An 18,096-nucleotide genomic window follows, 5' to 3' on the forward strand; every position below is an offset into this window, starting at 1 on the left:
CCTTTACAAAAAATCATTTAAGCAAAAATCTCATTTTTGCTGGTTAAAATAAGTGGTATACCGTCTGTCACAACGATGGTGTGCTCATGTTGCGCCATATATCCCCCCTTATCTCCAACCATAGTCCACAAATCTGACTGCTCGACTGCATAGGATGAGGTCGTGGAAATAAATGTTTCAATGGCAACTACTGCATTCTTCTTGAAACGCCGCTGGTCATATCTATTTTTATAATTAAGTAATTCATCCGGGTCCTCGTGTAGACTATTTCCAATTCCATGCCCTCCTAGATTCTTAATAACCTTAAGCCCTCTTTTACGGGCCTCGGTGTCCATAATATGTCCTACCTCAGCGATTTTCACTCCACCTTTGATATGATTAATTGCTTTACGCAAAATCGCTATAGAGGCGTCGACTAAGGGTTGATGTTTATTAAAATCATTCCCTACTACAAAGGAGGCACCATTGTCAGCCCAAAATCCATTTAACTCGGCAGAAACATCAATATTTATTAAATTACCTTCCGTTATTATCCGAGAATCCGAAGGTACTCCATGGCAAAATTCATTGTCAACACTGATACAGGTACAACCAGGAAAACCATAGGTAAGATACGGTGCAGAACGTGCTCCAAATCCAGATAGAACTTTTGCACCGAAATCATCTAGCTCCTTGGTTGTCATTCCAGGCTTTACATACTCCTTCATTGATTTTAAAGTATACGCAACAGCATCGCTGACACGCTGCATACCGATTAAATCTTCTTCTTTCTTTATTAGCATGGTTTGTATTTATTTCTATTAATGGGTGTTATACTTTACAAAGGTACAGTCAAAACTAAATTGACACTAGTAAAAATCGGACATTTAGAAACTTAGCTTATTTTATTTCGTATTTTTGCAAGTGGATATGCCGATAAATTTTCTGCAAAATATTAAGTCATCTCCACTGGATGCAATAGCTTTAGTGGGTAATGGATTTCTCTCAAGAGACGGGGCTAATACTTCCGCTATCTTAGCTATCCATACCTTTTCTTGTTTGGATCTAAAAGGCAAACAACCAATATTTAATGATGGAATACCATCGCTTATTCTAATGCCCAAGAAGTCGGATACCGCATTATTAAAGATAAATAATGTACCTGTCTTATTTGACTCCGCCTGGCTGTGCTGTGGCACTATTAAAAGAACCTATTGGGAGTTACCTCCCGAGCTGCAGTATATTTTGGTAATTCGTTTTAATCCTGCTTTTTTTTATATTTTTTTCAATATATCGCCAGCTGTCTTTGCTTCAAAACCCATTTGTAATCTAAAAGACCTGGCGGCGGATAAGTGGATGAAACTATTCGATCTCATTTATAATAAAGAGACTGTAGAAAGTCGGATTTCTTTCATCGAGAAGATTTTTTCTCCCACTCGCATTGATGACACCCGACGCAACAATTTTCCGCAACTCGTAAGCGCAGCACTTGAGCTGATAGATATGAAACAGGGAAATACAACTGTAAATAGTGTACTCCAACAGATAGGTATACCTGATAATCCAAAATGGCTTCACCGTAACTTTGTAAAATACATGGGAATATCTCCTAAAAGGTATATTGCTCTCCAACGTTTCATCTATGCTTATGAGCGATGCCAAACAAATAATGTAAGAGACTATTTTGGTACAGCACTACATTCAGGATATTACGATTATAATCACTATCTCAAAGATTTCAAACAGTATATCGGGGTCTCTCCCACTCAGCATACATGGGAGTAAATGTGGAACGGTAGGATATAGGGCCAAAAGTAAATCCGGACTTTTTTCCTAACTTTACGATAAATAAAATGTTTACCATGGATAGAAGATATTGCAGCATATTGCTAATGGGTGCCATAATAGGCACTACCGCTTGTCAAAGTAATAACAAACAGGCTTCGGACAATCAATCGACTTCGATTGAGCATACTGTTGGCGCTGATGAAGCCAATATAGTTCTTGATTCGTTGAAGGATGATAAAGGAAATATATTGAACATGAAATTTGATAATGCTGCTGGGACAGCAACGTTCGTCTTTCATAAGGACACGATACTCCTAACACAGGATACTACCGCTTCGGGCGTCCAATATAGCAATGAGAACTATACATTTACGGAGCACCAGGCAGAAGCCATACTCACAAAAAATGGCACTGTAGTATTCTTCAAGAGTAAATAAAGATTGGACTATCGTATAAAGACTGTAAAAAATGGACCAAGAACTTATCGAGAAAATACACGGTAAAGAACATTATTACGAAAATATTGAAGCGCTGGAAAGTCACCTCGATCGTTTCTTCGAAAGTGATGAGATCAGTGTATTCCATGAAATGGTGTCGCTGGACTTCCATTTGGATGTCTATTTTATACAACCAAAAGATAGAGAATATAATCTGCTTATTACCTCAGGCATGAGTCTACTGGAAATGCAGGTTCCTGACAGTATTGAAAACAAGGAAGACTATGCCTTTGCCGAGCTGATGCTACTGCTTCCCAAAGACTTAAAGTTTGGAAAAGTCTTTCCCAATGAAAGCAAAAATGACTGGATAATAGGAATGATGAAAGATATGGCCAGATTTCCGCATCATCGGGATACTTTTTTGACAGAAGGCCACACGCTACAAGCATGGTACGATATCGCTGAACCCTATGACGAATCCACCTCTTTTACCAGCTGCCTACTCCTCCCTTCGGCTACTTTTGACGAAGATTTTATGGAAATAAAAAGTGGCGATCGGATCATTAATATCTATAGTCTGTTTCCGCTATACAAAAGCGAACTAGAGTATAAGATACAGCATGGGTATGGTAAACTGTTCGATTTATTGGTCGAAGCCGATGTAGAAGAAATACTGGATAATGAGCGTCCAAATATTGTCGAATAGGATATTCAGCAACTGCTATGGAACAGAATAAACTAACATATATTAAATATACGGCAACGGATTTTAGTGCTTTCGAGACTTTGGTCTTTGATGACGATATCATGCGGTACATTTCGGGCAAAGCACTCTCAATGGAACAAGCAAAGAACAAGTTCAAATCTATTTTGACCATCAATGGTCACGAAGAAAACTTGGGATATTTTAAAGTCTATGATGCGAACGATAATCTTTTGGGAGATTGTAAATTAGAGCGTTGTAAACAAGATACGTCCAAACTCGAAATAGGCTACATTCTTAAGAAACGTTACTGGGGGCAAGGATATGGCACACAGTTCTGTACGGCAATGCTAACCTTAGCAAATGATTTTTATCCGAACCGAGATATCATTGGAATCATAGATCCCGACAATATAGCATCGAAAAAGCTTCTGGAAAAATTTGGTTTTGAGCGTTTTTTTATCGGTATAGAAGATGAACTACCTACCGAAAAACTAATCCTGAAACGATCTACAGTAAACGAGATAGAAAAGTAATGCTTTAAGTCAGGAGAATTGAACGTATAGACTGTTTCGCAAAATTGATAAATGCAAGCACCTCCTTCGGATCCAGCGTCAATTCCCCCTTCTCTCCTATTAAGTACTGTTGTCTAGCCTGAGCAACCAATGACTGATAGGCTCTTGGAAGGTGACTGATCAGCCAACTGGATGCATCTTCCTTAGAAGCAATTTCTCCCGCCGATGCACTAAACCAGATACGGGCTATCGTGAGGATAACGTTTCTTTCGTCGCCCAGCCAATCCTCTTCTGTATTCCATATGTCCAAGGTGCTTTTGAGAGTACGTAAGAAATCTCCTTCTGGTACAGGTTCAAAAAACAGAGAAGCATCTGGCCCCACAATAGGAACACTCACTGTCCTAAGTTTCTTGATCAGTATACATAAATCTATATCTGTAAGAGCTGGTTCAACAACACCCGCCAATATATCTTCCCTCAACCACTCACCGAATTGCATTTGCCGTCTCGGCGGATATTTCCAAGGTACAACATCCTGATAATTGACTACAGTAACTTCCAATGCGCGTGTACTAGACTCGGCACCTGGAATTGCGGAGTAAGCTAAAAGGGCCTGCATAAGTTCAAGACGTACGTCATCGGTCATCGGTCTGTCTATAGTCACAAACAGATCAATATCACTATACGGCTTCAAACCTCCCTCTACAGCCGATCCATACAGATGAATAGCCATTAAGGAATCTTCAAGATAGTTCTTGATCAGTGAACACGCTTTGACAAGCTGTTCGCTATCAAACAAACTCATATTTAAATCACTAAGCTGCCGGTATAAATGCATTAATTAAGAAATAAGTTCATTTTAAAAATGATAGGGATATATCATCTGTTGGCTAATATAATGATTAAAACTCTGATTCTACACCGATAGGATACAGACCTGCGCAATTGTATTGTGTGTAAAGGCGAATTTATGTAGGTTTGATAAAGAATAACTTGCCATTTGCCAAGTTTTCCTATTCCTGACTTCGTTAAATTTGCTTCTAAGGAACTTATTCATAAACAATAAAGAATATGGCAAATATAGAACTGGTGAATTACATAAAAGCACCTATTTCAACCGTATATCAGACACTCACGACTAGGGAGGGACTCGCTCAAATATGGACTAAAAGATTGAATGTCAAACCACAGGTAGGCTTTATAAATGAATTCGACTTTAATGAACCTGAGCTCACTAAAATGAAAATTTTGGAACTGGAGGAGAATAAGAAAATCGTATGGGAATGTATCGAGTCAGACAAAGAATGGGTAGGAACGACGATTTCTTTCGAGCTATCAGAGCGGAATAACAAAGTCGCAGTACTATTAACACATGCTGACTGGCGAGCAATCACTGAATACTATAAATGGTGCAACTACAATTGGGCTATGTTTCTCCAACGACTGGGAAACTACTGCGAACACAGTTCGATCAACCAATAACTTCGTCATGGATAAAAACTTCTCCAATTAATTCTTCATCGGAATTATTGGCCAAAGCATCATCTATCAGTAAAAAGTGTTTTCCCACCAATGGCCCGGATATTTTAGCGATTTCCTCTGTGTCTAATTCAAAAAAACGAGTGACATCCACATAGTCTGGAATCCATGTGGGGTTTACATCAGAAAGATAAGAAGTGGAACGAAGAATATTGTACCCTCTATCTTTCAGTGCCACTAACACACTAAAATTCAACTTCATGAAACCTATCATACGCTTTCAATTATTATAATGTACACAGGGTTTAAACTCCTTTACGCTCTAAATTATAGCTGAGAATTTCTCCGCTGTTTATACCTTAAATCATTTTTTCAAAGTAGAACAGCGCAACACTAAAAATGTTCAAAGATTGAATATTTATCTCTTGTTTAAGTAGGTAATTAGGTGTGCGATAGAACGCAAACGAGCAGTGCTCCCTGAGAAGAGGGAGCACTGGCTAGCATTAATGCACTAAAATCTTTAGGTAGCTAAGTAGTGGAAATACTACGGTCGCCCGAATTATTATTAAAACGAACGTTACCACCTGTAGGTAATGGCATTTATATTCATTCCGGCACCCACCGAAGCAAACATAATCAGGTCGCCACTATTCAAGACGAATGAACCGATTTCTTTATTTAGAACTTGATGAAGCAATGTAGGAACGGTTGCTACAGAACTATTTCCCATATAAGAAATATTCATAGGCATGACATGCGCTGGTAGTTCAACTACATTGTACAACTCAAAAAATCTTTTAACAATTGCCTCATCCATTTTATCATTTGCTTGATGGAGAAAAATCATTTTGAGGTCCTTGATATGCTCTCCACTCCGATCAAAGCATTCTTTCATTGCTTGAGGTACATATTTGAGTGCATATTCATAAACTTTGCGGCCTTTCATCTTGATGAAGCGCGCTTCCTTCTCTTCTCCACTGTTCTCTCCTGCAGAGCTGATATAATCCAGTTCAAGTCCTGTATCGGATCTTGCTGCTGTATTGATGATACCAGATATTCCCTCAGTACTGGCTTGTACAATACACGCTCCGGCTCCATCCGAAAAAATCATGCTATCTCTATCGGAAGCATCTAATACCCGTGAAAGGGTCTCTGCTCCAATCACCAAACATACGCGGGCGTCACCACATCGAATAGCCATATCGGCCTGAATCAGTCCTTGTACCCAACCTGGACAGCCAAAGATGATATCGTAAGGTATACATGAAGTACTCTGAATACCCAATTTGTTCTTAATCCTTGATGCTACAGAAGGAACCATATCGCGAGGAGCACCAGGATATTTCATCTCGCCATAATTATGGGCTACTATAATCAGATCTATAGATTCCCTATCAATTTCCGAAATTCGTATAGCCTCTTCAGCCGCAAATGTCCCCATATCGGAAGCTGCTATTCCTAAGGGCGCATATCTTCGCTGCTCAATTCCAGTAATAGCTTTAAACTTACGGATTATAGTCTCCGTAGGTTGTTCTATTTTGTTCTGGTCATCTGTAAAGAAGTTACTGCTTAAAAAATGTTGATTATCAACTATTTCTGTCGGAATATATGCTCCTGTAGCAATTATCTTTGATCGAATCATTTCTATAACTATTTAATCTTTGAAAATAATTCTTCTCAAAGCCTCTAAAAATTTGAATTTAATAAAAACTAACGGTATTCATTTGCAATAATACAAAAAAAAGAACTATATAAATAGAAAAAGCCGTTCGTATAAGGAACGGCTTTTACAATATATGCAAGAAAAATATTTAAATCAACTTAACATTTACTGCGTTGGGACCTTTTTTCCCATCCTGGATGTCAAAAGATACGTGATCATTTTCGCGTATATTTTGTGTGAGGCCTGATACGTGTACAAATACCTCATTTCCTCCATCATTTGGAGTAATAAATCCGAAACCTTTAGTTTCGTTAAAAAATTTTACAATGCCTTCGTTCATGGCCAATTTAAAAAAATAAAAAAATAATTAATTATGTAAATATAGAATAAAAAACTCATTCTTACTCAAAATAAATAATACGTGTCTTGCCGATGACACACAAAAGCCACTGATGAACAAGGAGAATCGTTCTAAATCAAACGGAAATAACGACAAAACCTTCCAGGTTCTACTTCCTCGTATTCTCTTAGGCTTCCTCTATCCAAAGCAATGAAGGATGATTTAAAGGCGGTTTATACATCAACACTTTTCACGTAACTTTTTCAAAGTTCACCATATGCTATTAATATAGCAGTCTACATCGAAAAGCATTTAGCCCAATTTGAAATCTATCCAGAATACCAAAATTTTGTATTTTTACAATTCCAGGAATAGCCCATTGGCTAAAAAACAGACTTTCAATAGAAGAAAAATGAATAGAGATCAAACGCTACATCGCCTAAAAAACGTACTTACCATTATACTTATTATCCTCGTTACAGGTTCCATAAGTTTTGCCCAAAAAAGTAATACAACAGCTATCGATGTAGCATCGCTATCTGTTATACTCGAAAAGAATAAACATTACTATAAGGAAGGGGTAGTTGCTGATTATATACCCGAATTAGGTAAGGTAAACCCTGCCGCCATAGCTTTCGCTATTGTAGATAGCAATGGTAAACTAATCAGTGTAGGTGACCGTGATCATAAATTTACTATGCAGAGTGTTTCCAAAATCATTGCTCTAATGCTGGCCGTGATGGAAAATGGTGAAAAATCGGTTTTTGAAAAAATCGGGTATTATGGTACAGATCGCCCATTCAATCATTTTGCAAATCTAGAGACCATGGGCAAACCATTAAATCCGATGATGAATGCCGGGGCTATTCTTACGACCAGTATGATCTCAGGGCAGGAAGATAAGCCTTTTATCAAGATTCTAGAAATGATCCGCTATATCACGAATAATCCATCGATTACCTATAGTCAAGCGGTATACCAATCTGAAAAAGAAACGGGTCATCGTAATCGGGGAATGTTCTACCTCATAAAAAATACCGGAGCCATTACTGGATCCGAAGATCAACTGAACAATTATTTTAGACAATGCTCGATTGAGCTTACCACAGAAGATCTCGCCAAAATTGGTTACTTTTTTGCAAACGAATGTAGACGTTATGACGGGGACAATAGATATGAAAACAAAAGCCTAGCAAAACTGATCCTATCGCAGATGTTGATCGCAGGCATGTATGAATTCAGTGGAGAATATGCACGTACCGTCGGGCTGCCGAGCAAATCGGGAGTTGGCGGAGGTATAGTCGTCAGCGTACCCCATTGTATGGGAATCGGTGTTTTCAGCCCAGCCTTAGACAATCACGGCAACTCACTAGCAGGCTATCATATGATTTTGGATCTCGCTAATGAATATGGCTTGAGTATCTTCTAAAAGAAGTAAGGCCCTTGATTGCACAAGGAGCCTTGATGTATTCTCTTGACTACCTAGACACTATAGATTGGCTTATCTCCATTTCTAAAACAGAAACCTTCTTGACCAGATAGGCCTTTTCGGCATTCAAGATTCTATTGGCCTCTTCCAGTTCCTGTATTTTTTTATATATCTCAGCCACAAGAAGGCTCTCGTCCTTAGCATTTCGTTGATCTAAGAAATCATCAGCTCTATGCAAACCTGTCTCAACCTCCGATCGATATTCTTTAATCCAGTTTATAATGCTGATTTCATTACGAATACCGTACTTGGTCATAGCCTCTTCCAAAAAGAGCTCTCCAGAAAGAATGGCATACACTATTTCCAGTTTCACTTCCTTACTTACCCTATTTCTTTTCTTCACTCCAGTCGCTTCCATTATTTCTTTTTTAGTGGCAACAATCATAATCTATCGACAAATTAAACAGAACTATTCCACACTTGGAGAACGCAAAAACTGTCTCAATTCCACAAAGAAGAATTAGGTCATGAATAGGCTTTAGAACACGGCTTTAAAAGCTTTAATTTTCGACAAAAGGAAAATGTTTCTTACTATAGGAATAGACTTTCTATGAAGATTTATCCTCCAGCTCTTTTTTTATGAAATGGACATAAGCCGAAGGGGGCGTCCCCGTCACTAGTTTGAAGGCTGTCGAAAACTTACTGAGCGAAGTAAAACCACACATATCAGCTAGATAAGACAGCTTATAACCGAGTAATTCTGGGCATTTATGTAATTGGTCGATTATATACTCGATACGCTTGTTCTGTATATACTCATAAAAATCTTTTCCCCTATAACGTTGAATAATATAGGTCACATAACGTGGATTTGTTCCCATATTGCTGGCCAGCTGATTGAGTGTAATGCTCTTTTCGAGGTAAAAATGCTCTTTATCCAGTTTATCTAGCTGCTCGCATAGTCTCCGCTCAGTATCCTTAGAAATATTAATATCTTTCACTTTGAGAGCGACAGATTGCCCCTCCTCATCGATACGCTTTGCTATATCAACTGTCGGAGAGGACATACCAGTCTTCAAGCTTTCTGCTCCAAGAACTGTTTCCCCTGCAGCATCGACATACCTTGAGATCGCAGGTGTGCACCGCAGCTTGTACATATTTTTACGACGATAGATACATAACAGGGCGAATGTAGTCGCCACAAGCACGAAGAGTATACCCGCAATAGCATAAATATACCTGATTCTATATTCCTGCTTCGTCGAATGGAGTCGGATAATCATTTCGTCTGACAACTGTTTCGCGACTTTATCTCTTTTAGCTTTTATTTCACTGGCCTTCACTCTATGTCCTGCCGATTTACCCAAATTTCCGATCTTGTCATAATATTTGGCCCAACTAGTGTAAGTAAGCATTGTTAACTCTTCTACTTCGCCAGAAGTAAGATAAGGTGTAATTTTGTCCAAATATTCTTTTGCTTTTACTATCTGGTTTTCCGCTAGAGCAACTTCGGCCTGCATTCTATAGATATAAGGTTTGAGGTTACTCTCGACTTCTCCAATCTTATCTAAAGAGCGATTAAAAAAAATACCTGCTTCGCTAAAATTGCCCAGATGAAATTCGCAGACTCCCATCAGCTGGTCATTTGTTGCTTTTATCAATAGGGCGCCCTTATTCTCCTTGCCGTCCATATCAATAGACGTGGTTGCTTTTTTAGCATACTGCCGAGCCTCTTCATATCGGCCCTGCTCTAGACTATGAAAAACTCGTTCATGAAGAATGTTGACCTGTGTAAGGTTTTGCATTTTTTTGTCATCCTGGCTTTCATTTGCACGCGCTGCCTTTTCCAAATACCCCATCGATACTCCAAACAATCCAATCTGCCGAAAAGCTGTCGCTAGAAAGCCAGCTGTATTACTTTGCCAAGAAAAGTTCATTGTAGAATTAGCGATCGTATCGGCTTTCATCCCGTTGTAAATGCTCGTCCGTATATCACCTTGATTCTCGAAGATCTTAGCCAGTAGCATTAATGATTTAATCTTTTGTTCATCGGTACTTGCGACATTATACAGGGAATCTGCAGCCCTGTGGGCCGCGTGTATATCGGTAGCGACAAGGGACACAATAACTTCAACATATCGCTTATGGAACGAATCTCCACCGGTCATGCCCTGACCATAAACAGATGACAGTAATACTGTCAATCCTAATAGGAAACAACAAATTAACTTCATACTTACTTGCTAACGCTTCTTTTTCTATCAACTGAATGAACAGAATTCTTGAAAATCCTTTTGGATACTACCAAAAGAACAGCGTGACAGTAACGAGTAATCCAATTGTAAATGCTATCAAAACAAGCATGTGGGTATTCCAACCTTTTTTCCTGACCGACTCCTCTCTCCTACCTGTACCATGAAATGTATTAAAATCATGAAAGGCGCGAAGATTGTTGGAGTCTACCACAACACCGATTGTTTTTTCCAATTCTCTCTGGAGATGTAACAGAGCCAACTGAGAAGACAGATAAGCCACTTGATCGTCTGTTTCATTCTTAAGTTCTAAAAACTCCTCAAGTGCTTTGTCCAAATCTTCGGAGAGTGCCAATTCTCTATCCGGACAATGCTTATCGATCGAACACTTTAGCCTACCTTCCAATTCCGTCAAGGTAGACAGTATTTCTTTTGGATTATAAGATACTGAATTCATACGTAGATATTTAGCATCATTAGCTGGCAAAAATGATGCAACCTGCGCTAAATATCCGCAATTCTATTCATTAAAAAAATTATTAAACCACTATTACGATTAAAAATTTAATACTCAAGGCAATAAAATCCCTATGGAAAAGCCTATTTATTGTCGTGTATACTTTTACTGAAGTCTTCGTCCATATAGTATCCTTTATTGCTTGCATCACCATCCACAAACTCTTTGAATCCTCCCTGTCCTTTGATATCGTCCGAATAAAGCTCTTCGTAATCTTTGGTATACATCGCATTGGGCACCACATTGATATCAAATACCAACTCCTTGTAAAGAGCATCCTCAAAATTTCCATAGAGAGTGATATAGTGTTTGACGTAGCCGATATTCTTAGCGCTATTGTAACTTAGGGTTAGTAGACGCTCTTTACCAGGAGGAACAGTAAAAGCTCCCGCTCCCTCATCAACCTTCAGGCATCCACATGAAGTGATAATATCGGTAATCATTAACGGATTCTTGCCGACATTCTTCAATCTGAAGGAGAGATCTTTTTGCTGCCCTGCCAAAATGGGATAATAATGACGTTCGTTGTCCTCGACCTCCATCGTGGTCTTACGCTTGGAAAGGTCTACACAAGAAGTGAAAATGAAAATCACTCCAACAATAAAACAATAACTAATATAACTGTACTTCATCACACGCTATTACTGAATTTTTCAACTCTTTACTTTTATAAATCTTTATTTCTAGATCTGTATGATCTGACAAATCAACATCCTTTTTTAAAGTTGCTATATCCTGCAACAGTACAAAATCTGAAGAGGTAAACTCCATGATCTTTATCCCTCCATTCCATAGCTCGACCCGGTCGGGCACATACATACGATGTCTGGGATTCAACAGAAACCGCATCTCCAACCTTACAGGTCCTTGCCTTTTATTAAGATTATGGCCTATAGCCCTAATATCTTCTCCTGCCAAAAGCCAACCTTGATTAAAGTCTGAAACAAAACCTAATTTATTATCGCTCAGCAAATGCGCTTCGTCCAACAGTTCTCCGGAAGATATTCCACTCGCCTTACTTATCTTAAATTTATTGACTGGTATTACGCTGCTTTTCAATTGCTCCCATTCCCTGAGGTATAGGTTTATACTCCCCTTCTCTTCTTTATAGTTCGTTATCCCTTCTTTTTGGGATTCGCGCAACCTACGTATAAAGAGGTCATTCCGATTAGAAAACCGGCACATATCATTCTCAATCTCCAAAAATCCATTAGCTAGATTCCCCTGATGGTAGTCTAGCTGTAACTTGGTATAGCTCAAGACATCTATCAACCTCTTAATTCGGTAGCGTTCTTCTCCACTTAGCTGAGGTTCTAATAACACAAGATCTGCGTAGAATTTATTGAACCGATCTGCATCTAGGCCGTATTTCATTAACTGACGAAATGAACTATATATGGCTATATCGCTATTGTTATGATCCAGCCTGTCCTCTATCTCCAAAAGATAACTGGTCAATAGATCTGCCGAAACGGGGTAGAACCGTTGATGGTATCTCTTCACCAAATCGGATACGGACAAAGAAGGATCAATCATAACCGCACTCAGCACATAGGTTTTGATATCGTCAAACGGTGAATAATCGTAACCGCTTCCATTAAGAAATAATCCATCGACCCCCATTTTCTTAAAGTAGGCTAACTGTCGCTGTACCCGACGCAACACGGGGAAAGGCGTGATGTAATCATCGAAATTGGATATATAGTCCCATAGATAAATATGGGAAGTTTGTGCCTTCCAAGACTGCAACAACGTGGTAAACTCCCTTACCGAAGGTGTCTCCATTTTCAGTTGAGGTGATTTTGGAAGATCTATCGTGCTCAGAAGCACTCCGGCACGTTCGGCCAATCTAATCTTGGGAGCTTCGCGGGTCGTACGATAAGCCGTAGTATAAAAATAATCCAGCGGAAACTCCTTGGTTAGTCTATTTAAGAGCACTACAATTGCCGCTGTGGCGCTCTTTGCAGTATTCCCTAGCTTTCGACAAGATGCACAAGTGCACACTTTGTCATTGTCGTTTGGCGCAATCATAAACCACCTGGCATCACGAGGCCCTCGCCCATACTCTTCAAGGACAAATGCTTTGATGGCCTGATAGGTCTTTTCTGAGGAGAAACAATATTGTTCGGAATCCCGTCTCCCATCTACCAAAGCCATCGCCTCAGTTTCAATGCCTTCTACAAATACCTTTCTTAGATTATGTCCCCATAATCCCCAGTCTCGATCTACATTGTGTGTTAAAAGAATTCCGGATAGATCCTGATTCAGATTAGGCTGTAAGTGTGGATCCCTGTATCTGAATGCAAAATCTACTTTACCAGTTTTAAAATCTATATAACTAGGCGGGATATCAGCAATATCCAAGCGATGATAGTCGCCCAGTCGGTCGATCAACATATAAGATAACCAACGTAGTACTGCCCGATTTCTTCCGAATAGTGATAAGCGCCCTTCTTCATTGATTATTTCGTAATCGCTTTCCAGATCTTCCACAATCTCAACGTAGACAATCCCACCCCTAAATCCTTCGAGATTAGTATCAGAGCGCTGGATACGGAACTTAGACCTGTCTGTATTTCGTTTATCCAGGTGCCCAAATAAGTAATCTGCTGCCTGTGCACTCTCTTTATCTCCATTTGAAAGGATCAATAGCTGTGAGGTAGCAAAATCAAAAGTAGCAGCTTTACAGCTCGAAGATAAGAGAGAAAACATCCCCCATAGCCACACAAACCTCTTAAAACGACACATTCAGCTGAAAATATAGGTTATAGAGATTTCTATAGTTTGCAGTAACGACAGTTTTTTCAGTCTGGAAATTATACCATGTTCCCATAACACTAGCTCCTATATTTTTGGTTATAGAACGTCCTATTCCTGCTCCCACCATCGCATTAAATACGTTGAAACTGTTATAGAATTGGGTATTCAGGAGGTCAATATCCGGTGAATTACCTATACTCCCTATCGCCAATAGGTAGTTTTTGGGGTTATTCATAAAGTATTGGGCTTTTCCTCCCAAACTGTATAGATAAATACTTTCGCCTTTATTCTCTAGTAGAAAATTACTCCATTTTGCAGATAACCTAAAATCGTCAATATCCTTGGAAACGCCCAGATTTAGATTGAACAGATTCTCTCCTGTAAATAACCTTCTGTAACCTAGGCCCCCTTCTGCTTCCCACGTAGGTTTGAAGCTATAAAGTGCGGCAGCATTTACAGTCAGTTTGGCAAAGAACTTATTTGCCAGCGCAAGGTCAAAACGCGTGGACAGCTTTTCTGTCCAAGGAGCGGACCATTCAACCTGTCCCTGTACACCTTTCCCTTCTTCCCTACCAGCATAATTTAATCGTCCTATATAAGCTGCTCCATTATGTAACAGACGGCTGTACTCTACCGTCGAAATCGATGTAATCGCATAGTCATCTCCATAACGGGCGCGAACATGGGAAATTCCGACATTATTCCGATAAGACTTTTGGCCGAGATAATCGAGATGACTCTTAAAATCGGCAAACTCTAACAGAGAAGGTTCATAAAACTGTTGGTAGCGATATGCTGAATCATATTGTTTCAAGCCTTCGTAAGCCAATCCCTTCATATACTTGAGTGTCTTATTGTCTTCCTTATAAGACAAAGCTGTATCAATCACCGTCAATGCCTGGAGATGCTCCTTCTGTTTTAATAACTGACTCGCATATTCTTCGGTCGTATGGCTAAATGTATTGATCAGAGGTTCATGATAAGGATTCAATTGCACCTCCCTATGTAACAAAGCCCAGGAGTCGGGTCGCTTCTCTGCATTATGATTCATCGCTTCAGCAAGTTTAATCTTAAAAGCGATATCATCTCCATAACGGTCTTCCGCAATCTGAGCATAACGTAGCATAGCAGCTTTGTCTTTTACCTGATAGCAGATATTGATCATATACAACAACGCCTCTTGATTCTTATCATCCACAGTCAACCAGCGGTCGCATAGCTGCCGTGCTTCAGCCAACTGATACCGTTCTTTTAAACTCTTGACCCAAGGTTGCACCATCTCACTGTAGCCACTCATAAGGCGATCCCTATCTTGCTGAGAAGCGGCTCCTAAGACCTGCTCATATATACTTAGCGCATACTCATAACGTCCGCCTTTATTATACAGATCGGACTTCTTCAGTAACAGATCCATATTCCCAGGCTTATCCAACAACATATCGTCCAATATCATGATTGCTTCCTGATAGCGCTTTTCGGTTACATACGCATTATAAAGACCATTCTGGGCTATGGCTATAGATTCCTCACCTCCGTGCTGTATAATGTCTTTCCAGTCGCTGATAGCGTTGTCTATTTTTCCATCTAGCATATTGGCCTTTGCCTGTTGCAATGTCACGGCTACATACGAATCTCTCAGTTCAACATCGGCTGGATATTTGATAAAATACGTTCTCGTCAATGCGGCTACCTTTTCCTCGTTGCCCATCCGCTTATAGGCCATCAGCTCTTTCATATCAAGCTCTTTGCTTACTCCAACACTATGTCTATGTTTATGTAATGCCGCAATCGCTTCCTCGTATTGCTCCTTAGCTATTCGATCATTAAAAACATAATCGAAAGCTTCCTTATTACTCGGTGAGCCTTCAAATATTTTACCATACAAACTCGCTGGATCATTGTTTTTCGCATTTCGAGCTGCCTCCAGCAAAAAGTAATTATACTGTGAACGCAAACTACCGCCACCTCTTTTCATCTGAAGCTCTAAAAAAGATAGAATTTCTGGATAACGCTGCTGGTGTTCCAAAATTGCAATTTTCTTCTGCACGAATCCCCCATTGCCGGGAAATTCATTTAATGCCCTTTCGGTATAAACGAGTGCATTATTATAATCTCCCGCCTTTATATAATTATCGATAACAGCAAAGTAACTATCCTGCTGCCGAGGTTGTTCGTCAATACGCTTTTTGGAGACCTCTATAGTCTCATCAATACGCCCCGCTTTAGCAACGGCTACTGCACGTTGTTCTTGAACATAGGCCTGATCGCCTTTCAACTCACTGTCTTCCGGATAGATCTGGGAGATACGCTTCAATAGGCGATCCGCTTCTACGTGATTACCCATCGTTCTATATAGCTCTATTTTCTTACGCCACAAGCCTTTCCAATAGGGATTTACTTCTAGGAGCTCATTGATATAACATATTGCACTAGAATAGCGCTGTGTTTCGGTTTCTACCGTAACTAGCATATGCTTAGATTCTACATTTGCCGGAGCATATTCTAATGACTTGACCAACTCGTACCGAGCTTTGTCATATTGTTGCCTATGGGTGTAATATTTACCGACCAACATACGCATGTCTGAGTCTTTAGGATTTTTCTTGAGATTTGCCTCTGCTTTATTCTTTCCCTCTTCCCATTTCCCTTTGCTATAGAGGTCATTGATTTCTTTGGCTTCCTCATTACGCTCTATTGTAGTACCTGCACGCTGCGCCTGCACGGGTTGATAGTAAGATAGCGTCCCAAAGAAGACAACTAGTATTTTGGCGTATTTAAATTTCTTAAGCATTATTATGTACGGTATTAGCATTTTTCGACGGAGAGAATCCCTGTCTTGTCATTTGTCCCCATTTGAAATTCTTACGGGTCAAGTATTGAACGTATCCCCTTAGCGTGAATATTACGACGAGAGGGTGATATAAGATAGCCTCAAACGCTGAAAACAAGACCAGCTTGAGGTATTCCCAAAAGTTTTTGTAAAGCTTGCCCAGAACTAAATCATAGGATACTGTGACAATCGATACAGATAGCCCAATCAAATAGGCATAAGCAATCATCATCCAGAATGTATCAAAATTTACCTGATTCGTAAATAGGAGAAACAAAAGAAAGAGGAATCCCGTGAATTCAATAATTGGAGCAAGAAACTCAAAGAAAACAATATAAGGCATCACAAGAAACCCCAATCGACCATAGTCCTTATTGAGAAAGAACTTTCTATGATCAATAATGAACTGAAGCATCCCTCTCCCCCAACGTGTGCGCTGTCTATTCAGCACTTTTATATTGGGAGGTCCCTCCGTCCAGCAAAGACTGTACGGACATTGTACGATACGGTACGCTTTCTTGTTCTCACGCATATATGCCACCATGCGAACAGTCATATCCATATCTTCAGCATGTGAAGCAGAGTCAAAACCTCCGGCAGCCACCACCACATTCCGGTCAAATAATCCAAATCCTCCCGAGACGTTAGGAATTGCATTCACCATGGACCAACCCATCTTTGCTACAAGATAAGAACGCAAGTACTCGGTTTCTTGGAAAAGGGGAATCAACCGGTTAGGAGGTTTTACACGTGTAATACGCCCCTTGTCGATGGTACAACCATTTACCATACGCATGGTAGCTCCTACAGCAATTACATGTTTGTCTGAATCCAGAACAGGGAGAATAATTTTACTCAATGTATCCTCAGCAAGAATACAGTCCACATCTGTATTGATGAAATAATCATATTGGGCAATATTCACTCCGGCATTCATTGCATCAGCCTTTGTTCCACCGTTTTCCTTATCTACCACTTTCAATTTGCTGTACGCCGGATTTTTTGAACGAAAGATTCGATGTACAGGTCTACAGTACACCTTATACGCATAGTAATAAGGCATCTCCTCTAATTCAAATTCCTCTATCAGAATATCTAATGTCTTATCCTTACTTCCGTCATTGACAATGATAACCTCAAAAGTCGGATAGTCTAGGTTCAGTAATGAATTCACACTATCGTAGATAATTACCTCCTCATTGAATGCAGGAGCAACGATAGATATACCTGGAGCCTCCTCAGGAAAATCTTTGAGATAACTCTCTTCTCTTTCTGTATACCTATACCTGTAGCGTAGGGTATTATAATAACTCATAATCATCAGCCCTAAATAGAAAAGAGCTAGAGCAGTAGCATAAAAATAAATCAGGTACGTAAAAAAATAAATCATTGATGTGCAATTAT

Annotated in this window: 18 protein-coding genes; 6 read left to right on the forward strand and 12 right to left on the reverse strand. The window is 39.6% G+C overall.

All coding sequences use genetic code 11. The features are described from left to right. Nucleotides 1-17: 17 nt before the first annotated feature. Nucleotides 18-782 (reverse strand): type I methionyl aminopeptidase, encoded by a 765-nt coding sequence (gene map / locus CLV99_RS07315; RefSeq protein ID WP_133583819.1) that lies wholly within the window; start codon nucleotides 780-782, stop codon nucleotides 18-20. A gap of 127 nt (nucleotides 783-909) precedes the next feature. Between map and CLV99_RS07320 the strand changes: the two genes are divergently transcribed. The 4 genes from CLV99_RS07320 (at nucleotide 910) to CLV99_RS07335 (ending at nucleotide 3,443) form a co-directional block, all read left to right on the forward strand. Continuing rightward, complete coding sequence (locus CLV99_RS07320; RefSeq protein ID WP_133583820.1) at nucleotides 910-1,764, forward strand: helix-turn-helix domain-containing protein; 855 nt, start codon at nucleotides 910-912, stop codon at nucleotides 1,762-1,764. A 77-nt stretch (nucleotides 1,765-1,841) separates the two neighbouring features. Then, nucleotides 1,842-2,204 (forward strand): MliC family protein, encoded by a 363-nt coding sequence (locus tag CLV99_RS07325; RefSeq protein WP_162850048.1) that lies wholly within the window; start codon nucleotides 1,842-1,844, stop codon nucleotides 2,202-2,204. Between the two features lie 31 nt (nucleotides 2,205-2,235). Continuing rightward, a complete protein-coding gene (locus CLV99_RS07330) occupies nucleotides 2,236-2,910 on the forward strand; it encodes a suppressor of fused domain protein (protein ID WP_133583822.1) in 675 nt (224 codons plus the stop codon). A gap of 17 nt (nucleotides 2,911-2,927) precedes the next feature. After that, a complete protein-coding gene (locus CLV99_RS07335; protein ID WP_133583823.1) occupies nucleotides 2,928-3,443 on the forward strand; it encodes a GNAT family N-acetyltransferase in 516 nt (171 codons plus the stop codon). Between the two features lie 4 nt (nucleotides 3,444-3,447). Here the strand turns inward: CLV99_RS07335 and CLV99_RS07340 are convergent, their stop codons facing one another. Then, complete coding sequence (locus CLV99_RS07340; protein WP_133583824.1) at nucleotides 3,448-4,227, reverse strand: aminoglycoside adenylyltransferase family protein; 780 nt, start codon at nucleotides 4,225-4,227, stop codon at nucleotides 3,448-3,450. 266 nt (nucleotides 4,228-4,493) lie between these two features. Here CLV99_RS07340 and CLV99_RS07345 point away from each other — a divergent pair, with 266 nt between their 5' ends. Then, a complete protein-coding gene (locus CLV99_RS07345; protein ID WP_133583825.1) occupies nucleotides 4,494-4,904 on the forward strand; it encodes an SRPBCC family protein in 411 nt (136 codons plus the stop codon). Here CLV99_RS07345 and CLV99_RS07350 read toward each other — a convergent pair. From CLV99_RS07350 to CLV99_RS07360, 3 genes are all read right to left on the reverse strand, one after another. Further along, nucleotides 4,894-5,163, reverse strand: a complete 270-nt coding sequence (locus tag CLV99_RS07350; protein WP_133583826.1) for a hypothetical protein — start codon at nucleotides 5,161-5,163, stop codon at nucleotides 4,894-4,896. The genes CLV99_RS07345 and CLV99_RS07350 overlap by 11 nt on opposite strands. 315 nt (nucleotides 5,164-5,478) lie before the next feature. Next, a complete protein-coding gene (locus CLV99_RS07355; RefSeq protein WP_133583827.1) occupies nucleotides 5,479-6,543 on the reverse strand; it encodes a 3-oxoacyl-ACP synthase III family protein in 1,065 nt (354 codons plus the stop codon). 169 nt (nucleotides 6,544-6,712) lie between these two features. Further along, a complete protein-coding gene (locus CLV99_RS07360; RefSeq protein ID WP_133583828.1) occupies nucleotides 6,713-6,904 on the reverse strand; it encodes a cold-shock protein in 192 nt (63 codons plus the stop codon). Between the two features lie 412 nt (nucleotides 6,905-7,316). Between CLV99_RS07360 and glsA the strand changes: the two genes are divergently transcribed. Continuing rightward, entirely contained in the window at nucleotides 7,317-8,333 is a 1,017-nt protein-coding gene (gene glsA / locus CLV99_RS07365; RefSeq protein ID WP_133583829.1) for a glutaminase A, read from the forward strand. Between the two features lie 49 nt (nucleotides 8,334-8,382). On the opposite strand, the gene CLV99_RS07370 is transcribed toward glsA, so the two are convergent. The 7 genes from CLV99_RS07370 to CLV99_RS07400 form a co-directional block, all read right to left on the reverse strand. Continuing rightward, a complete protein-coding gene (locus tag CLV99_RS07370) occupies nucleotides 8,383-8,751 on the reverse strand; it encodes a hypothetical protein (RefSeq protein ID WP_133583830.1) in 369 nt (122 codons plus the stop codon). 190 nt (nucleotides 8,752-8,941) lie between these two features. Beyond that, nucleotides 8,942-10,567 carry a helix-turn-helix domain-containing protein gene (locus tag CLV99_RS07375; protein ID WP_133583831.1) on the reverse strand — a complete coding sequence of 542 codons (1,626 nt, stop codon included), beginning with the start codon at nucleotides 10,565-10,567 and terminating at the stop codon, nucleotides 8,942-8,944. A 67-nt stretch (nucleotides 10,568-10,634) separates the two neighbouring features. Further along, on the reverse strand, nucleotides 10,635-11,042 hold the full coding sequence (locus CLV99_RS07380; protein ID WP_133583832.1) for a hypothetical protein: 408 nt from the start codon (nucleotides 11,040-11,042) through the stop codon (nucleotides 10,635-10,637). A gap of 143 nt (nucleotides 11,043-11,185) precedes the next feature. After that, nucleotides 11,186-11,734, reverse strand: coding sequence for a DUF1573 domain-containing protein (locus CLV99_RS07385; RefSeq protein ID WP_133583833.1), 549 nt, complete (start codon nucleotides 11,732-11,734; stop codon nucleotides 11,186-11,188). Next, nucleotides 11,715-13,850, reverse strand: a complete 2,136-nt coding sequence (locus CLV99_RS07390; RefSeq protein WP_133583834.1) for a DUF4838 domain-containing protein — start codon at nucleotides 13,848-13,850, stop codon at nucleotides 11,715-11,717. The genes CLV99_RS07385 and CLV99_RS07390 overlap by 20 nt, the downstream gene beginning before the upstream one ends. After that, nucleotides 13,837-16,653 (reverse strand): tetratricopeptide repeat protein, encoded by a 2,817-nt coding sequence (locus CLV99_RS07395; protein WP_162850049.1) that lies wholly within the window; start codon nucleotides 16,651-16,653, stop codon nucleotides 13,837-13,839. The genes CLV99_RS07390 and CLV99_RS07395 overlap by 14 nt, the downstream gene beginning before the upstream one ends. Next, the gene (locus tag CLV99_RS07400) at nucleotides 16,646-18,082 is read right to left on the reverse strand and encodes a glycosyltransferase family 2 protein (protein ID WP_133583836.1); all 1,437 of its coding nucleotides are present in this window, start codon (nucleotides 18,080-18,082) and stop codon (nucleotides 16,646-16,648) included. Before CLV99_RS07400 ends, CLV99_RS07395 begins: the two co-directional genes overlap by 8 nt. Nucleotides 18,083-18,096: the final 14 nt, after the last annotated feature.

Source organism: Sphingobacterium yanglingense, from assembly GCF_004363245.1.
Taxonomy (GTDB): domain Bacteria; phylum Bacteroidota; class Bacteroidia; order Sphingobacteriales; family Sphingobacteriaceae; genus Sphingobacterium; species Sphingobacterium yanglingense.